We start from the raw sequence: 17,076 nt of genomic DNA on the forward strand, positions 1-17,076 counted from the left end.
TGCGGATCAGAATGAAAATTGGCCTAGGGCTACCTACGTTTGCACCGACTTGGCCGTTTCCTTTTCCCGTTGCCGGGCCCGATAAAGCTCCAGCCGCGTTTTGAGGGCCGGGCTCCGTTCTGCCGGAAATGGCACGCTTGCCCCCGCAGATTGAATTTCCCGCCAGAAGTGACAGGCGACCTGCCGCCCTGCCCCCACCACCTCGAGTTCCGGATGATCGGTCGAGCAACGAAGACGGGCGTGCGGGCACCGGGTGTGAAACAGGCACCCGGTTGGGGGCGCGGTCGGGCTCGGTACGTCGCCCTGCAGCAATTGGCGCGTGCCGCGAGCAGAGGGATCTGAAACCGGGATCGCCTGCAGCAGCGCCGAGGTATAGGGGTGCAACGGCGTCTCGTAGACATCGTCCGCCGAGGCGAGTTCGACGATCTCGCCCAGATACATGACGGCGACGCGGTCGCTCATATGGCGGATGACCGCGAGGTCATGCGCCACGATCAGCAGCGTCAGGCCGAAATTCTGCTTGAGCTCACCTAGTAGATTGACGACCTGGGCCTGGATCGAAACGTCGAGGGCCGAAACCGGCTCGTCACCCACGATCAGCTTCGGCCCGCCCGCCAAGGCCCGGGCAATGCCGACGCGCTGCCGCTGCCCGCCGGAGAATTCATGGGCGTAGCGATCGCTCCAATCAGGGCGCAGGCCGACCGTACGCATCAGGTCGTCCACCCGATCATTCACTTCGCTACCCTTGGCGAGGCGATGCAGGCGGATCGGCTCCGCCAGGATATCCCGAACCGTCATGCGCGGATTGAGCGACGCAAAGGGGTCCTGGAAGATGATCTGCAATTCACTGCGCAAGCGGCGCATCTCACGCTGGCTGAGCGCCGTGATCTCGCGGCCCTCATAGAAGACCTGGCCGGAGGTGGGCTCCAGCAGACGCAGCAGTGCCCGCCCCAAGGTCGACTTGCCACAACCGGATTCCCCGACGATAGCGAAGGTTTCGCCACGGGCGATGGTCAATGACACATCGGAAACCGCATGCACCAGGTTTGATGCGCGCATGAAGCCAGCCGGATGCCCGAAGCGCTTCACCAAGTTGCGCGCTTCAAGAATTGGAACAGACGAGGCGGTCATGCCGTTCTCCCATGCAGTTCGAGCGGGGCATACCAACACGCGACCTGGTGGTTTGGCGCTGCAGTGAAAATGGGCGGCACCTGCTCATGGCAGCGCTGATCGGCGAACGGGCAGCGCGTGGCGAAGCGGCACCCCTTGGGCATCAGTGACAGGGGCGGCACTGAGCCTTCAATCGTCGCCAGCGCGCCCGTCCGGCGGCCGAGCGACGGCACCGAACCAAACAGGCCGAGCGTATAAGGATGCTGTGGGTCGGAGAAAATATCCTCCACGGTCCCGGTCTCAACGATGCGGCCGGCATACATGACCGCGACATGATCTGCGACCTCGGCCACGACGCTGAGGTCGTGGGTGATCAGGATCATCGCCGTGCCGGTTTCCTTTTGCAGCCGGCTGATCAGCGCCAGGATCTGAGCCTGAATGGTAACGTCGAGCGCCGTCGTCGGCTCGTCGGCGATGAGCAGCTTGGGCGAATTCGCCAACGCCATCGCAATCATGGCACGCTGGCGCATGCCGCCGGACATTTGGTGCGGATAGGCGTTCAGCCGCTTTTCCGGCGCTGGAATTCGGACCAGCCGCAGCATTTCCAGCGCCCGCTCATGGGCATCCTGCTTTGACACTCGGCTATGCCGACGAATGCCCTCGATGATTTGCTGCCCCACCGTCATCGACGGGTTGAGCGAGGTCATCGGCTCCTGGAAAATCATCGCCATGCTATTGCCGCGCAGGTCGGCGCGCTGCCGATCCGGCATCGTGAACAGATCCTGCCCCTCGAAGATGGCGCGACCGCTGGCAATACGGGCAGGCGGGGTCGCCAGCAGGCCCATCAGCGCCAGCGACGTGACGCTCTTGCCGCAGCCGGATTCACCCACAAGGCACAGGGTTTGGCCGGGAAAAACCGAAAATGATACGCCATCGATCAGGTGATCCGACCCGGAGGTGGAAAAACTCAGGGAGAAATCCTCGACCGTCAGCAGGGGTTGGGAAGCCGGTTGGGTCATGCTGCTGCCTCGAAGAACCGCGCCGGGCGATAGGGCGCATATTCAGGCGCTGGACGCCCGCTCAGGATTTCATCGCGCAAGGCCAGCCCGATAAAGGCGCTGGTATTGATGCCGCCATGCGTGACCGCCACCCAATAATTTTCGATGCCGGGGATCGGCCCCACACAAGGCAAACCGCCCTTTGGAATGGGCCGAACCGCAATGCGAACGGCCTCCACCGGAACGCCGGCCAGAGACGGCACCAGCGCACCAAGGCGCTCCACCAACGCCTGCGCCGCCGGATGCGCGGGGTTCGGCAGATCGTGCATACCCACGGTTTCGTCCAAGTCATTGGCGCGGAGCAGCAACCGGCCACCACCGTCGGCACGAACATTGAGATTTGGGGTCCGGAGGATTTTGCGGATGGTGGCCGGCAAGGCCGGCGTATAGGCAATGAGGCCCACGGTCGGGGCCAGCGGAACCTGCAAGTCCTCGCAGCCCACCACATCATTCACCCAGCGGCCGGCGCAATTGATCACAACATCGGCCATCAGGCTCTCGCCGGCGGCAGTGGTAACGCCGACGGCGCGGTCACCCTGAACCAGGACCTGCGTCACCCGCGTCTGGGTCCGCACCTCGGCGCCATAACGTCGAACCGCAGCATCCAGCAGCGCCCCGATGAAAACCGGCGCCTCCACATAGCCATCTTCAGGATAATGGATTGCGGCGTGGCCTTCATCGATGGCGGTGTCTGCAAGTTCAGGCTCCAGACGCTTAAGATCGGCCCGCGTCAGCAGCTCGGCCGGATATCCCAGCTCCTGCAGCCGTGACAGCTTGAGCCCAGCACGCCCTCCCGCCTGCCCTTCCAGCTCGGCATGCTGCCACTGGATGGCGCCAGGACGCCGATACCAATCTCCCTGAGCGCCAAACTCTTCGGCGATCGCTGCATGGGCATGGACGCCGGCAAGGTTCAGCCGGAAATGATCATTGGAGTCGACCTTCTCGCAGGCACTGACCCAGGCAAAGCTGACAAGCGACGTGCCGGCGCCAACCCGGCCGGCTTCGAGCAGCAGAACCTGCACGCCGGCCTCAGCCAGACGATAGGCGACCGAAGAGCCGATAACGCCAGCCCCCACCACTATCGCTTTCATCGTCGCCCCCATCACGAGAATGCACTCCAAACGCACAATGCCTGATTATGCATTCATTTCAAGCAAAAATTCGTCACATATGCAAACTGGAGGGCACCGGCGCGAACGACACAAAAAAACCGCCCGCAACAAGCTGCGAGCGGAGGGTCATAAGGGCAGATGATCAGTCCAGATCTTGGGAGCGATTGCCGCCGAGATAGCGCAGGGCCGCCGCACGCTTGTTCTGCAAATGGCGGAACATGATGTCGCTCAGTTCGAGCCCGGCACGACGCTGTAGAGCGTCGAGCATCTGCTCATGCTCCCGCATCGCCTCGCCCCAGCGATCCTTGTGATTTTCGCGGTTTGCGTTGTAGCGCACCCGCTGCAGCCGGCTAGTGAAATTGCCATACGTCACCGCCAGGGCCGCATTGCGCGCGGCGGCGACGATCGCTTGATGGATCTGCTGATTCAGGGAGAAATAAGCTGGAAGATCCCGCCGCATATAGCTGGAATACATATCATAATGGAGTTTTTCGATCTCCGCAATTTCTGCATCCGTTATGCGCTCGCAGGCTAGGCGACCAGCGACCGCTTCCAGGCCACCCATCACCTCAAACATTTCGCGGATGTCATTCTCATTATAGACCCGCACGCGCGCACCGCGATTAGGCAAGAGCTCCACCAGCCCTTCGGCCGCCAGAACCTTGAGCGCCTCGCGCAGGGGCGTCCGCGACACCCCCATGGTTTCGCACAACAGTCGCTCGGGAATGCGCGCGCCATCAGGCAGACTGCCCTCGATCAGGTAATGCCGCAGGCTAGCCAGGATTTCCTCGTGCAGCGACCCTCCAGCAGACCGCAGGGCACCCTCCTCGCCCGCCTCCGCCACACCGCCCATTTCGGCCATTCCGCCCGCCCCCAACTTAGGTAGTCCGCACTCTACCACTCGAAAAGATCGAATACAAATCCATTGTACTGCCCCGAAAATGAATGCAAAATGCGGACCAAGGATTCACTTCAAGGCAATCAGGCGGCAGATGACACTTCATTTTGGACAGCACTTCCTGCAAATCCCAGGCCCAAGCCAGGTCCCTGACCGGGTTCTTCGTGCCATCAGCATGCCGGTCATCGACCACCGGGGACCCGAATTTGCCGATCTTGCCAAGACGGTCCTCACCGGCAGCCAGCGCATTTTCGGAACCCAACACCCGGTTCTGATCTTCCCCTCCTCGGGCACCGGCGCCTGGGAAGCAGCCATCGTCAACACATTGAGCCACGGCGACCGTGTACTCATGGTTGAGACCGGACACTTCGCCACCCAATGGCGCAAGCTTGCCACGAAATGGGGCGTGGAAGTCGAGTTTATCCCTGGCGATTGGCGGGACTGGGCCGATCCCGAGGTCATTCGCGAGCATTTGGCTAAGGATCGAGAGCATCACATCAAGGCGGTGATGGTGGTCCACAACGAGACCTCGACCGGCGTCGCCAGCCCAATCGCCGCGATCCGCGCAGCGATCGACGCGGAGGACCATCCGGCACTGCTGATGGTCGACGCGATCTCGTCGCTGGGCTCCCTGCCCTATGAGCACGACAATTGGGGCGTCGACGTCACCGTCACCTGCTCGCAAAAGGGCCTCATGCTGCCACCCGGCCTGAGTCTGGTCGCCCTGTCTCCCAAGGCCATCGAGGCAGCGAGGACGGGCGGGATGCCCCGATCCTATTGGGACTGGTCCGAAATGATCGAGTTCAATCGAACCGGCTATTTCCCCTACACCCCCGCTACCAACCTGCTTTACGGTTTGCGGGAGGCCATTGCCCTGCTCGAAGGCGAAGGCATGGCCAATGTCTTTATCCGCCATGACCGCCTTGCGTCCGCCGCCCGCGCCGCGGTGCAGGCATGGGGTCTGGAAGTGCTCTGCACCAATGACCATGCTTATTCCTCCGTGCTGACGGCGGTCCTCTTGCCTGAGGGTCACGACGCCGATGCGTTGCGGGCCCACGTGCTGGAGCATTACAATCTTTCTCTCGGCCAGGGACTGACGAAGCTGAAAGGCAAGATTTTCCGCATTGGCCACCTGGGACAATGCAACGACCTGACCCTGCTTGCGACGCTCTCCGGCATCGAGATGGGCCTGAAGGGCACGGAAATCCCCTTCCAGCGAGGCGGCGTCCAGGCAGCGATGGATGTGCTGGGCAGATAGGCAACGGCCCGGCATTGTCCAGCCAGGTGAGGCAAACGATTGGGCGCAGGGCTGAGTAGCACTTACTCCGCCTTGCGCACTCGCGAGGTCACCGAACAGGCGGCAGCTCAAGACCAAGGAGGGCGGGATCAGTGACGACCATGTGGGCGTAGATGGGGAGCGGGCCGCTGCGCCAAGGCGGTAACGTCTTATCAAATGGCCATTCCAACACTGGCCAGCGCCGGCCAAATACGCAATGATCCGCCATGCGTGCATCGTCCCGCATCTGGGACGATGCAAGTATTTCCAGTCAACCGGAGGGCCGGCATCGACGTTAAGTTGAATATGTCCAGCCTAAAATTGACCTACAAGAAATTATTCTTGTCTTGCCAAAATTACTCCGAATACATCCGCCTTCGCCTGAAGCAAGCCGACTTGGAGATTTTTCATGAAATTGTCAACATCAAGCATTTGCATTGCCCTTCTGCTGAGCACTGGCGCAGTTAATGCACAGCAAGCTGCGGCACCAGCCGAAGTGCAGCCGTTCAAGGCCGGCATGCCAGTGGGTGTGACCAGCCGCGACGGGGTCTACACCCCGGCTTCTGACAATGTAAAAATGTACGGCGCCCTGGTGAGCACCGAGAGCTGTTCCTACGATGCTGAACGAAACCTCATTGTGGCCCTCAACCGAGGTGCGCCGCAGGACAGATTCCCCAATGATGCCTTTGTGTCCCTGATCAATCATGATGGTTCGGTGCATACGCCCCGCTGGATCGGGGCCAATCGCAACGGCCTGGTGCTCAATGAGCCATTCGGCAGCGACATCGTGAACGGCACGCTCTACGCCGCCGATAGCGATGGTGGCACTGCTGACGGGGTAGCACGAACTGTCGTCATCCGCATGTTCGACATGGCAACCGGCGCGCCTTCGGGCGAAATTCCGGTGCCCGAAGTGGCGTGGTTCAACGACATCGAAGTCGCCGACGACGGCACGATCTATGCGTCCCAGACCGGCGGCGGCAAGGCCGAAGATCCGATGCGCATCTACAAGATTACCCCGGATGGCACGGCCAGCGTCTTTCTTGACGGCGCGCCGCTGGCATCGCCCAACGGTGTGGGGATCGATGGCGACGGCAATATTGTCGTGGTCAATATCGGCGACGATGCGGTGCTGACGTTTTCGCCCGAAGGCGAGTTGCTCAATACCGAGCATGCCGCCCAACCCGGCAGCGATGGCCTCGTGATCATGGCCGACGGCACCAAATATGTCAGCAGCGTCACGCAGGGCGGCATTTCCAAGATCGTCCCGGGACAGCCGGCCGAGCTTATCGCCACCGGCGTGCCGAGCGCCGCCTCGATGTGCTACGACGCCGAGGCCAACCAGTTGGTGATCCCGCTCAACAACAATAACGGACTGGCTTTCCTCAAGCTGGACTGATCGCAGGTCTGAACAGGCCTTCGTGCTGAAAACGCGCGGATTGCTGGCGGCGACGCCCGCAATCCGCGCGGCCCAGAATCAGCAAATTCAACCTCAAAATCCGCTCCGGTGGACGGTTGTGATCGCGTCTGCCTTCCCCCGGCGCGACAAATAGGCATAGACTCACGCTAATCGTCGAAACGCAGTTCCGGCGGTGGGAGATGTCTGAATTGTTTAGTTTTACTGGGCGCGATGCCCGCCTCGCCGGGTTTTTCATCCGGACTGTTTTTTGCCTGTCGTTTTTAATCGCGTCACTGGCCCATGCTGCTGACTACGAATATGGGGAGCATCCGCCCGCACTCAGCGAGCGGCTGACGCCAGATGTGGTCAGCAAGGTTTTTCCCGAAGCCGACCGCACCGAATTGCTGGACGATGAGGGGCCGCTGTCGGCAGCCGCCTATCAGGGCGATGAACTGCTCGGCTATATCTTTTCGACGCTGGATATCGTGCGGGCTCATGGTTATTCGGGCACGCCATTCGATGTCATCGCGGGTGTTGGCCTGGATGGACGGGTGACCGGCGCGGTCAGCCTGTTTCACCGTGAGCCCCTGATCATCGAGGATGACCGGCTCATCGCGCTGACGGATAAATTTCTGACCGCCACAGCGGGCATGTCCTCACGTACCGGGGCTGCGGACGGCCCCAAGCCGGAATTCCTTGCCGGGGTGACGACCTCTGGCCGGGCCTTCCGTAATGCGATCCGAGATAGTGCCCGCGTCGTGCTCAGCGCGCGGCTCGGCCGGCCGGTGATTACCCAGCCCACGCTCGACATCGATAGTTTCGCGCCGATGGACCACAACGCCCTGCTCGCCGATGGCTCCATCGCGTCGATGACCATCACCAATGCCGATCTCGCCCAGGCGATGGAACAGGCCGGGGCGGCAGCAATGACGCCCGAGATTACTCCGCGCGGTGGACCTGATGAGGTTTATCTGCAACTGCGCGCTGGCCTTGCCACGCCTGCCATGATCGGCCGGAATGCCGCCGGCCGGGGCAGCCACGACTTGATCTTCGCCGACTTCCCCCCGGGGTCTCAGGCCATTTTTCTGGCCTCCAATGGCCGCTATGATTTCCTGGGCTATAAATTCCAGAACCGCTCCAGCGGCTTCCACTTGGAGCGCTTGCGCATCCTACAGGGCGACCGCAGCTTCGAGTTCGACAAATCCAGTTTCATGCGGGCCGGAATTCGGCTGGGCAAGGTCAGCGGCATGGTGCTGTTGCCGCCCGATAGCGGTTTCGACCCGCTGGCGCCTTGGGGCGTCGAGATTCTGGTTCATGCCACCGACGCTGCTACCGGCGCCACCGCGACCATCGCGCTGCCCGTGCTGGACTATCAATTGCCCCCCCGCCACATCCTGATGCCCGAACCGGACCCGGTTCCGGCCTGGGTCGAGGCCTGGGAGCATAGTCGGACCGAAGTGATCATCCTGGGCGTGGCTCTGCTGGCGCTGACGGGAATTCTGGCGTTCCAGTCGGTATTGTCGCGTTACCGGCGTTTGCATCGCTGGGTTCGCACCGGTTTCCTAGTGTTCACGCTGGTCTGGCTGGGCTGGGGTGTCGGCGCGCAACTCTCCATCGTGCATGTCATCAACTATCTCAAAGCGCCGTTCCAGAATCTGGATATCGGCTTCTATCTGGCCGAACCGCTGATCGTGATGATTTCGATCTATACGGCCATTTCGCTGCTGCTTATTGGGCGCGGGGTGTTTTGCGGCTGGCTTTGCCCATTCGGGGCCTTGCAGGAATTGCTGGCCCAGGCGGCCCGCCTGCTCCGCCTGCCGCAATGGAATCCCAGCGCCAAGCTGCAAGGCAGGCTGTGGTGGGGGAAATATGTGTCCTTCGCCGTGGTTGTCGGCTTGGCGTTCCTGGCGCCCACTGCGGGTTCGGTCGCCGCCGACATCGAGCCATTCAAGACGGCAATTTCCACCCACTTTGTCCGCGCCCTGCCCTATGTGCTTTACGCGGTGGTGCTGTTGTCCATCGGCTTGTTTACCGAACGGGCGTTTTGCCGTTTCCTTTGCCCGCTTGGCGGCGCCTTGGCGATCCTCGACCGGCTGCATTTGCTGACCTTGCTCAAGCGCCGCCCGGAATGCGGCAGCCCCTGCAAATTATGCGAACGCAGTTGCCCGGTGCGTGCGATCGAGCCGACCGGCAAGATCAACATGGCCGAGTGTTTCCAATGCCTGGATTGTCAGGTGGAATATTACGACGACCATCGCTGCCCGCCGCTGGCCAAGCAGCGCAAGCAGCGTGAGCGCTCCAGCGCCGCCCAGCGTCCGAATGTTCCGGTTTTCACGCGCAATGCGGTGGCTAAATGATGAGCGGAACCTCCTCGCGCCCCGGCGCTCCGTCGAAATACTCGCGTCGGCAGGCCCTCAAGGTGCTGGCGGCGACGCTGGCCGTGCCGGTCGGCATTGCCGGCCTCAGCCGGCTCGGCGAGCAACCTTCATTCCAGACCTGGCAAGGCGAGTCGCTGGGCGGCCCGGCCAGCCTGACGCTGTGGCACCCCAATGCCGCCTTTGCCCATTCGACAATCGCCCGGATGCGGAGCGAGGTCGAACGGCTGGAAGGGGTATTCAGCCTGTTCCGCCATGACAGCGAAATTTCCCGGCTCAACCACAATGGCCGGCTGCTCACGCCCTCGCCCGATCTGGTGGCGGTTCTGGAGGCTGCGCGCGAGATTGCCGCTGCGAGCCATGGCGCCTTCGATCCGACGGTCCAGCCGCTCTGGCGGGTCTATAGTGAGCATTTCCGCAAGCAACCGGAGTTGGTCGCGGGGCCGCCTGCTGCGATCATCGAAGCGGCGCGCGCGTTGGTGGACTATCGCCAGCTCGAGATCGGCCCAAGGCAGCTACGATTCGCCAAGCCCGGCATGGCCGTGACGCTCAACGGCATCGCCCAGGGCTATATTACTGATCGGATCGCCGATTTACTGCAGCAGGAAGGCTTCGATAACAGCATGGTGGACGTGGGCGAAACCCGTGCCATCGGCGGGCGGCCGGAGGGTGGCGCCTGGTTGATCGCCCTCAAAAACCCACGCAATACCCTGGAAATCAATCGCACCATCAGCATCGCCAATGAAGCGCTGGCTGTTTCGGGCGGCTATGGTCAGCATTTCCCCGGGTCGGACCTGCACCATATCTTCGATCCGGCCAGCGGGCGCAGCGCCCAGCGTCTGCTGGAGGTCAGCGTAGTTGCCCCGCGCGCCATGCTCGCCGATGCCCTGTCCACAGCCATTTTTGTTTCGGGTGAAGCTGCGGCCCAGCCGCTGCTGGCGCTCTATCCCGAGACTCGGGCCATGCTGACGCGCCGCGATGGCACCAGTGCGTAGCCCGCAGCCGTTTTGGGCGCGCTTTGATCGTCCGGCATGCTCCAAACCTGTCCTGTGGCCGTCGACTCAGCCTCCGGACCGGCCGACGTCTCGAACCCCGGAAAGGCTTTTAGACATTCGTATGACTTTTGCCCATTCTTGCTTGCCATCCACGTCATTTTTTGTAACAACTATCGTGGTTTAGGACGAATTTTCTAGTTTTTGAACCACCAAGTTTAAAAGGGAAGGTATTGCAATAATGCCTCAATCCAAACGTCGCTTCCTCGCTGCCGTTGTTGTGTTTTCATTGTGTTCGTCACCATTGTTGGCGCAGCCGCTTGAGATAGACGGCACCTACGGAACAGCGGCTGGTTGCGCGATCATAAATGGCGAGCGTTCCATTCCAGATGGCAAGGTTAGAGCCCTGGGAGCAGAGAAGGCCCTCGTTGATGAGGCCATTTGTACCATTACTGGGTTGACCGATCCGGTTGCCGAAGATGGCAAGACGGTCTGGGATGCCAATGTCGTGTGCGAGGCCGGCCATGAAGAGGCCGAGAGCGGTACGCTGCGCATTTCGCTGCAGGACGACAAGCAGTCCGTTGACATCAAGGTGCTGGATGGCGCCGGCCCCAAGGGGAAGCTGAACCTCTGCCCTTGAGGGCGGAGCCAATTTCTACCGATAATATTATGCGTTGTTGAGGAGCGCTGAATGAGCAGCAAAGAAGATAACAACAAAGAATTTGGCGAAGGTCAGCCGATCTGCCGTTTGGCTGCTGGCTTTGGCCGGCGCGCCGTTCTTCAGGGCATGGTCGCCGTTGGCGGCATTGCCGTCGCTGGTCCCGCTTTCGCCCAGGCCGACAACGAGCTGGCGCCGCAGGTTGGCGACTTCATCACGATCCGTGAAGATGGCCGCCGCCTGACCGTCAAGGAACTGCGCGCAGGCACCAGCCCGAAGACGGCTTATGCGGTGTCGCCCGAAGGCGTTGTCCGTAACGGCGATTACATGCACACCCTGCTGGCCATCAAGTTCAACGACAGCGATTTGACCGACGAGGCCAAGGCTGCTGCAGCTGAAGGGGTGTTTGTCTATTCCGCGATCTGTACGCATGCCGGCTGTGAAGTGACCGGCTGGCTTCGCGAAGAGAAAAATCTCGAGTGCCCGTGCCATGGCTCGCACTTCGACCCAAAAAACAACGGTTCAGTCGTGTTTGGGCCTGCCAGTAGAAAACTACCCCAGCTTGGTCTGGAAATAGTTGATGGCGAGATCGTGGTTGCTTCAGTCTTCGACTCACGAGTCGGCGGCGACGAGACGATGTGATTTAATTTTTAGATTGGGAGGCAATAGTATGAGACGGAATTCTCTGCTGCAATCAAGCCTGATTGCACTCAGCATGGCTTTGGCCATTGGCGCGCCGATGGCCGCTGACACGACGGCCGAGCGCCTGCTCGCCGCCGGCAACGAGGCCGAAGACGCCAACTGGCTGATGGTTCACCGGACCTATGACAGCCATCGCTTCAGCCCGCTGAAGGAAATCAACACGGACACCGTCAAGGATTTGACGCTCGCGTTCGTGACCACGTTCGACAACGCCTCGCGCGGTGGTCGTTATGCCAGCGCTCGCAACGAGGGTACGCCCCTGGTTGAAGACGGCTTCATGTATGTGCAGTCCGGCTGGTCCGTGGTGTACAAAGTGGACGTTCGCGACGGCAAGGTCGGCAAGATCATCTGGAAGTATGATCCGGAAGTCGACCGTGAGTGGATTTCGGACGCGACCTGCTGCGGTGCAGAAAACCGCGGTATCGGCCTGTGGAACGGCGATGTTATCGGCCTGACCATGGACGGACGCGTCTTCTCGCTCAGCAAGGAAAGCGGCGAAGTGAACTGGGAGGTGCAGCGCGCCGACCAGGAGCGTGCCGAGAGCTTTACCGGCGCACCGCTGATCGTGGGTGACACCGCAGTCTACGGTCCGGCAGGTGGCGAATATGGTATTCGCGGCTGGCTTGAGGCCCTGGATCTGAATACCGGCGAGCCGGTATGGCGGACTCACCTCGTCCCCGGACCTGGCGAGCCAGGCTTTGATACCTGGGAAGGTCGTGACTGGGAGACTGGCGGCGCCTCGATCTGGCAGACCGGCAGCTATGACCCGGAAACCGGCATGATGTATTGGGGCACCGGTAACCCGGCGCCGCAGATTGACGCCGAATACCGTCCTGGCGACAACCTCTATGCGTCCAGCATCGTGGCGATCAGTTCCAAGGACGGCGCCATCGACTGGCACTACCAGTTCACGCCGAACGACCCGTATGACTATGACGAAGTTGGTGACAACCAGCTGATCGACGTCGTCGGTGAAGACGGCAAGACCAGCAAGATGGTGGTTCGTGCGGCCCGTAACGGCTTCATGTACGGTTTCGACCGTCTGGACGGCAAGCTGAGCTATGCCGAGCAGTATGTTGAAGACGTCTCCTGGACCACTGGCATTGACCTCGAAACCGGCAAGCCCAACGAGTACGATCCTGCAGCCCGTCTGCAGAAGTACATTGCTGGTACCGTCGGTTCGCGTGCTGGCGACGTCGGCATCTACTGCCCGACGCTCGGCGGCGGCAAGAACTGGCAGCCTGCTGCGTACAACCCGGGTGTGAACCTGCTGTACGTGACGTCGGCTGAAGGTTGCTCGGCTTACGTGCCTGAAGAGTCGCCGAATCCGACCATTACCGGTGGCGAATACGACGTCGTGGCCGCACAGCGTGAATGGAACGGGCGTCTGCCTGCTCCTGAAGGCACGGTCATGCCGGAAGTGTTCAACGGTGGTTCGGTCATCGCGATCGACCCGGTTACCGGTGAAACGGTCAGCAAGGTCACCATGCCGCGTCGTCTGAACGGCATGCTGGCAACCGGTGGCGACCTCGTTTTCGGTTCGGGCACGGACGGCTACATCACTGCCTATGACGCCAAGTCGCTGGAAGTGGTGTGGAAGTTCAACGTCGGCACCTCGCTGGCTGGCCCGCCGATGAGCTACGCAGTGGATGGCAAGCAGTACATCGCTGTGCTGGCTGGTGCTGCTCCGTCTGCCGCAGATCGTGGCGTCTATCCGCCGTCCGCGTTCTTCGTGCCGACCGATCAGCTCTACGTCTTCGCGATCAACTAAGTTATCGAAGGTGGGCCCCAATGGGGCCCACCTTTACCTCACGCTGTGGGAGGCCTTTAGCGCTCGTTGAGATACGTATCCTCCCAGATCCACGGAGGCGTAAATTCATCCGCGGCCCACAAACCTACCCTGTTCGACTTTGCCTCTTCCTCAAGCCGCACATACTCATCAGACTGGTCGGGAAATGCCATGGCCATACCTTGACGAACCAGCTCAGCGGCGAGATCCAGGTCGCCAATAGTGCACCGGCCAAAGCGCAGCACGCGGCGGCGCAAGTGCGGATCGCGGACCTGCTCGCAGCTTACGGTCTCGTTTTCGATCAGGCCCTGCAGCGACTGCAAGGCCTCCAAGCCACAGCCAAATTTTTGGCCATCATTGGTACACCACTGAATTCTAAGGGGCGCATCGACTCCAAACAGCGCGAAGACCACGCCGTTCACAGCCACATGATCCCCTTCAACCGCGACGGCGGGTCCGACTTCCGTCTTCAGGGGCGCGCTTAATATCCCTTGGGCATATGTGGCTCCAACCAGCGCCGAATATAGAAAAGCCAAACATGCGACCCGTTTCATTTGTATTCTCCGCAATTCTTCAAAAACTTCGCTCTGCTCAATATGCATCGGCAATTGCCGCTTCGGTCTTGGCGCTGAGCCTCTCGGCCGCCGTACAGGCCCAGGAAACAGCGCCCTTCCCGCCCGATTTCCGCACCTTGGGCATCGGGCAGAATGCTGCGGACATTACCACTGAAGGGTATGACCGCTTTGCCTGCGGCAACAATGGCAATCTGTCGCTGCAAGCCTTATCCGGTTGGGCGGAGTATGCAAAATGCGCGGCTGACGAGAACGGGCTGCATGAAGTTGTTGTCGAATTCGGCAACAGCACCGAGCGCCTGTCCCAGCTGTTTCATGACCAATATGACGAAGAGCTCTGGCTGCAGCCCTTCGGCGGCACGCGGGTCGCCAATTTTCCCGTGGTGATGTCCCTGCTGTTTGACGAGAATGGCGTGTCGCGGGGGTTCCGTGCGGTGACCGATTCACGCGCTGAAACGCGCGACCGCTCGAAGGCCTATTTGCTGCGCTTCCGGGTGTATTCGCATTATGGCAGCGAAGGCTGGGACTGCGACAGCTTCGAACCACGCTTCGGGCGCACGCCGGTGGGCACCAACTACGTCGATGACATCTGCACCAAGTCCGTCGACGGCAAATTTGTGCGCGTCCAGGGCCATGCCTTCCGCAAGCCGGGCCAGACCGGTGTCGATCTCACCGGCCAGTTCGCCCCAGGCCAGTTTGAAAGCTCGACGCGGTGGGAAGCTTGGGATGCGTCCTATCCTCGCGTCGAGGAGAAAGCCCAGCAATGACCCTGGCACGCAGGACAGCACTGGGCGCGTTCGCGACGCTGCTCCTTCTCGCCCAGGGCACGGGCATGGCCAGTGCCGATCCGTTGCAGGATTTCCTGGCCGGGACGACGACGCGCTGCGTAGCCTGTGACTTTACCGGCGCAGATCTGGGTGGCGCCAATCTGTCCGAGGGCGATTTCACCGACTCCATCTTCGATGGTCTCGATCTGAGTGGGAAAAATCTGGCAAATTCCGGTTTCTATCGGGCCAGCATGCAGGGCGTGAATTTGCAGGGCGCAAACCTGACCCATACCGATTTCACCGAAGCCAATTTGACCGGCGCCAATTTGCAGAAGACCACGGTCGATCAGGTGATCTTCTTCCGGACCAAGCTGTCAAACGCGGTTCTCGATGGCGCAGTCGGGCTGGGTGCGGTGTTTCGCCGTGCCGTTATGACCGGTGCCACGCTCAAGAACGCTGAATTGCCGTTCAGCCAATATGAGAACGCGCGCCTGAGCGGCGTTGATGCCTCTGGTGCCGATCTGAAAGGCTCGACCTTTCATGGCGTTACCATGCAGCGCTTCAACCTGCAGGGTGGCAGCGTAGAGGGCGGTGACCTGTCGGAGATCAATGCCCGCAACAGCAACTTCGCCGGAGCCACCTTGAAGGGTGCCGACATGCTGCGCGCCGATCTGGTAAACTCCGACCTGTCCAATGCCGATCTGAGCGGAACAAGGCTGCTTGCGGCGAATCTCCGCGACACGAATATTGAAGGCACGAATTTCAGTGGCGCCCTTATGCCGGACGCCTCCTGGCACGACTAAAAAATGGAGATATGCCGACCTAAGACACACCAATAAATTTGTAAAAAACACAATTCCGACGACGCGCTGGGTTGCGCAAAGCGAACAGCGCCAAAAAAATTAGCAATTGTTCACTCAGGGAAGAGGACACACGACGATGAAGATTTGGAATTCACTCAAGGCAGCCGCTATTTTTACCTGCCTGATTTCCGTCCCCGGCACGGCTTTGGCCGAAGGTAACCTGGCATCGAATGCGACCCGCCTGCCTGATCTGGAAATCAACTCCACTGACCTGACCTTCTCGCAAACCACCTTCGAGCTGGAAACCGGCAAGTATTACCGCTGGCGCATCGTCCATGATGGCGGCGAAGAGCTGGCAGTGATCGCACCGGGCCTGTTCCGCAATTCCTGGATCAACCAGGTGATCATCAACGATCTCGAAATCACCCCTTATGGCCTGCACAGCGTCGAATTCGACGACGAAGGCATCGTCGACATCTGGTTCGTTCCGGTCCGCCCGGGCGAGTATCAGTTCTCGGCTGACGGCTATGAGAGCCGTGGGTTGGTCGGCAAGTTCATCGTGAAATAGCCATGAAGCTAAAATCCCTTATCACCCTCGTCGGCATGACGTTGGCCATGATTGTTCCCGCCCAGGCGGCGGGAACTAATCTCATTTTCGTGTCTAACGAAAAGAGCCATGAAGTTGTCGTGCTCAATCCTGATTACGAGATCGTCAAGCGGATCGAGACCTCGCGTCGTCCGCGCGACATGCATTTCAACGCCGACCGCACCCTGCTCTACGTGGCGTGCGGCGACGACGACATCATTGATATCATCGATGTTGAAACCCTCGAAGTGGTGGACAGCATTCCGACCGGGCCGAGCCCGGAAGTGTTTGCCTTCTCACCCGACGAATCGCGCATCTACGTCTCGAACGAAGAAGATTCGCGGCTTGAAGTGATCGATGCGGCGACCCGCATTTCGATTGCCGATATTCCCACTGGCGCCGAGCCGGAAGGTGTTATCGCCACGGCCGACAACACCACGGTTTACGTGACGTCGGAAGTTGCGGACATGATCCACGTCATTGACGTGGCGACCAATGCGGTCATCAAGAATATCCTGGTGGGCACCCGTCCGCGTCGCTTCGCCATGACCCCGGACGATACCGAGCTGTGGGTGTCGGCTGAGCTGTCGAGCGAGGTCTATGTGATCGATCGCGCCACCAACGAAATCAAGGACGTGCTGGAATATATCCCGCCCGGTTTCCGCCTTGAAGACGTGACCCCGGTGGGCATCGAGATCACCAAGGATGGCAGCAAGGCGCTGGTCAGCCTGGGTCGCGCCAACCACATCGCCATTGTGGATGTCGCCACCAAAGAAGTGATCGAATATGTGCTCGTCGGCCGGCGCGCCTGGTCGGTGGCGCTCAATCACGATGACTCCATCGCGATTGTGGCCAATGGCCTGTCGGATGACATCACCATCGTTGATATGGCCACCATGAAGGCGGTGAAATCGGTTCCCGTTGGACGGGTTCCGCACACTGTGTTGATCGATGATTAGGCCCCTGGCAGCCCTTGGGT

The 17,076-nt window shown here is 60.6% G+C and carries 16 protein-coding genes; 11 read left to right on the plus strand and 5 right to left on the minus strand.

From position 1 onward, the window contains the following. Nucleotides 1-33 precede the first annotated feature (33 nt). From ACX3OZ_RS09730 to ACX3OZ_RS09745, 4 genes are all read right to left on the minus strand, one after another. On the minus strand, nt 34-1,131 hold the full coding sequence (locus ACX3OZ_RS09730) for an ABC transporter ATP-binding protein (protein WP_459104419.1): 1,098 nt from the start codon (nt 1,129-1,131) through the stop codon (nt 34-36). Continuing rightward, nucleotides 1,128-2,129 carry an ABC transporter ATP-binding protein gene (locus ACX3OZ_RS09735; RefSeq protein ID WP_459104420.1) on the minus strand — a complete coding sequence of 334 codons (1,002 nt, stop codon included), beginning with the start codon at nt 2,127-2,129 and terminating at the stop codon, nt 1,128-1,130. The genes ACX3OZ_RS09730 and ACX3OZ_RS09735 overlap by 4 nt, the downstream gene beginning before the upstream one ends. Beyond that, nucleotides 2,126-3,259 (minus strand): NAD(P)/FAD-dependent oxidoreductase, encoded by a 1,134-nt coding sequence (locus ACX3OZ_RS09740; protein ID WP_459097490.1) that lies wholly within the window; start codon nt 3,257-3,259, stop codon nt 2,126-2,128. The genes ACX3OZ_RS09735 and ACX3OZ_RS09740 overlap by 4 nt, the downstream gene beginning before the upstream one ends. Nucleotides 3,260-3,422: 163 nt before the next feature. Further along, entirely contained in the window at nt 3,423-4,133 is a 711-nt protein-coding gene (locus ACX3OZ_RS09745) for a GntR family transcriptional regulator (protein ID WP_459104483.1), read from the minus strand. Between the two features lie 139 nt (nt 4,134-4,272). On the opposite strand from ACX3OZ_RS09745, the gene ACX3OZ_RS09750 reads away from it, so the two are divergent. From ACX3OZ_RS09750 to ACX3OZ_RS09780, 7 genes are all read left to right on the plus strand, one after another. Beyond that, nucleotides 4,273-5,436, plus strand: coding sequence for a pyridoxal-phosphate-dependent aminotransferase family protein (locus tag ACX3OZ_RS09750; RefSeq protein ID WP_459097489.1), 1,164 nt, complete (start codon nt 4,273-4,275; stop codon nt 5,434-5,436). 427 nt (nt 5,437-5,863) lie between these two features. Then, nucleotides 5,864-6,853 carry an SMP-30/gluconolactonase/LRE family protein gene (locus ACX3OZ_RS09755; RefSeq protein WP_459104421.1) on the plus strand — a complete coding sequence of 330 codons (990 nt, stop codon included), beginning with the start codon at nt 5,864-5,866 and terminating at the stop codon, nt 6,851-6,853. Nucleotides 6,854-7,062: 209 nt separating this feature from the next. Continuing rightward, complete coding sequence (locus ACX3OZ_RS09760; protein ID WP_459097487.1) at nt 7,063-9,210, plus strand: 4Fe-4S binding protein; 2,148 nt, start codon at nt 7,063-7,065, stop codon at nt 9,208-9,210. After that, entirely contained in the window at nt 9,210-10,223 is a 1,014-nt protein-coding gene (locus ACX3OZ_RS09765; protein WP_459104422.1) for an FAD:protein FMN transferase, read from the plus strand. The genes ACX3OZ_RS09760 and ACX3OZ_RS09765 overlap by 1 nt, the downstream gene beginning before the upstream one ends. A 238-nt stretch (nt 10,224-10,461) precedes the next feature. After that, on the plus strand, nt 10,462-10,860 hold the full coding sequence (locus ACX3OZ_RS09770; protein ID WP_459097485.1) for a hypothetical protein: 399 nt from the start codon (nt 10,462-10,464) through the stop codon (nt 10,858-10,860). Between the two features lie 51 nt (nt 10,861-10,911). Further along, on the plus strand, nt 10,912-11,520 hold the full coding sequence (locus ACX3OZ_RS09775; protein ID WP_459097484.1) for a Rieske 2Fe-2S domain-containing protein: 609 nt from the start codon (nt 10,912-10,914) through the stop codon (nt 11,518-11,520). A 28-nt stretch (nt 11,521-11,548) separates the two neighbouring features. Then, complete coding sequence (locus ACX3OZ_RS09780; RefSeq protein WP_459104423.1) at nt 11,549-13,351, plus strand: PQQ-dependent dehydrogenase, methanol/ethanol family; 1,803 nt, start codon at nt 11,549-11,551, stop codon at nt 13,349-13,351. A 56-nt stretch (nt 13,352-13,407) separates the two neighbouring features. Here ACX3OZ_RS09780 and ACX3OZ_RS09785 read toward each other — a convergent pair whose 3' ends face one another. Next, a complete protein-coding gene (locus ACX3OZ_RS09785) occupies nt 13,408-13,971 on the minus strand; it encodes a thermonuclease family protein (RefSeq protein WP_459097528.1) in 564 nt (187 codons plus the stop codon). A gap of 20 nt (nt 13,972-13,991) precedes the next feature. Here ACX3OZ_RS09785 and ACX3OZ_RS09790 point away from each other — a divergent pair, with 20 nt between their 5' ends. The 4 genes from ACX3OZ_RS09790 (at nt 13,992) to ACX3OZ_RS09805 (ending at nt 17,056) form a co-directional block, all read left to right on the plus strand. Then, a complete protein-coding gene (locus tag ACX3OZ_RS09790) occupies nt 13,992-14,708 on the plus strand; it encodes a hypothetical protein (RefSeq protein ID WP_459104424.1) in 717 nt (238 codons plus the stop codon). Then, a complete protein-coding gene (locus tag ACX3OZ_RS09795; protein WP_459104425.1) occupies nt 14,705-15,511 on the plus strand; it encodes a pentapeptide repeat-containing protein in 807 nt (268 codons plus the stop codon). The genes ACX3OZ_RS09790 and ACX3OZ_RS09795 overlap by 4 nt, the downstream gene beginning before the upstream one ends. 136 nt (nt 15,512-15,647) lie before the next feature. Further along, the gene (locus tag ACX3OZ_RS09800) at nt 15,648-16,079 is read left to right on the plus strand and encodes a cupredoxin domain-containing protein (protein WP_459097480.1); all 432 of its coding nucleotides are present in this window, start codon (nt 15,648-15,650) and stop codon (nt 16,077-16,079) included. 2 nt (nt 16,080-16,081) lie between these two features. Continuing rightward, entirely contained in the window at nt 16,082-17,056 is a 975-nt protein-coding gene (locus ACX3OZ_RS09805; protein WP_459104426.1) for a PQQ-dependent catabolism-associated beta-propeller protein, read from the plus strand. Nucleotides 17,057-17,076 lie beyond the last annotated feature (20 nt).

Source organism: Devosia sp. A369 (assembly GCF_054489345.1).

What these genes read in the sequence shown, in the direction of transcription:
- ACX3OZ_RS09730 (WP_459104419.1), bottom strand. Translation starts at nt 1,131, where the DNA reads ATGACCGCCTCGTCTGTTCCAATTCTTGAAGCGCGCAACTTGGTGAAG.
- ACX3OZ_RS09735 (WP_459104420.1), bottom strand. Translation starts at nt 2,129, where the DNA reads ATGACCCAACCGGCTTCCCAACCCCTGCTGACGGTCGAGGATTTCTCC.
- ACX3OZ_RS09740 (WP_459097490.1), bottom strand. Translation starts at nt 3,259, where the DNA reads ATGAAAGCGATAGTGGTGGGGGCTGGCGTTATCGGCTCTTCGGTCGCC.
- ACX3OZ_RS09745 (WP_459104483.1), bottom strand. Translation starts at nt 4,133, where the DNA reads ATGGGCGGTGTGGCGGAGGCGGGCGAGGAGGGTGCCCTGCGGTCTGCT.
- ACX3OZ_RS09750 (WP_459097489.1), top strand. Translation starts at nt 4,273, where the DNA reads ATGACACTTCATTTTGGACAGCACTTCCTGCAAATCCCAGGCCCAAGC.
- ACX3OZ_RS09755 (WP_459104421.1), top strand. Translation starts at nt 5,864, where the DNA reads ATGAAATTGTCAACATCAAGCATTTGCATTGCCCTTCTGCTGAGCACT.
- ACX3OZ_RS09765 (WP_459104422.1), top strand. Translation starts at nt 9,210, where the DNA reads ATGAGCGGAACCTCCTCGCGCCCCGGCGCTCCGTCGAAATACTCGCGT.
- ACX3OZ_RS09770 (WP_459097485.1), top strand. Translation starts at nt 10,462, where the DNA reads ATGCCTCAATCCAAACGTCGCTTCCTCGCTGCCGTTGTTGTGTTTTCA.
- ACX3OZ_RS09775 (WP_459097484.1), top strand. Translation starts at nt 10,912, where the DNA reads ATGAGCAGCAAAGAAGATAACAACAAAGAATTTGGCGAAGGTCAGCCG.
- ACX3OZ_RS09780 (WP_459104423.1), top strand. Translation starts at nt 11,549, where the DNA reads ATGAGACGGAATTCTCTGCTGCAATCAAGCCTGATTGCACTCAGCATG.
- ACX3OZ_RS09785 (WP_459097528.1), bottom strand. Translation starts at nt 13,971, where the DNA reads ATGCATATTGAGCAGAGCGAAGTTTTTGAAGAATTGCGGAGAATACAA.
- ACX3OZ_RS09795 (WP_459104425.1), top strand. Translation starts at nt 14,705, where the DNA reads ATGACCCTGGCACGCAGGACAGCACTGGGCGCGTTCGCGACGCTGCTC.
- ACX3OZ_RS09800 (WP_459097480.1), top strand. Translation starts at nt 15,648, where the DNA reads ATGAAGATTTGGAATTCACTCAAGGCAGCCGCTATTTTTACCTGCCTG.
- ACX3OZ_RS09805 (WP_459104426.1), top strand. Translation starts at nt 16,082, where the DNA reads ATGAAGCTAAAATCCCTTATCACCCTCGTCGGCATGACGTTGGCCATG.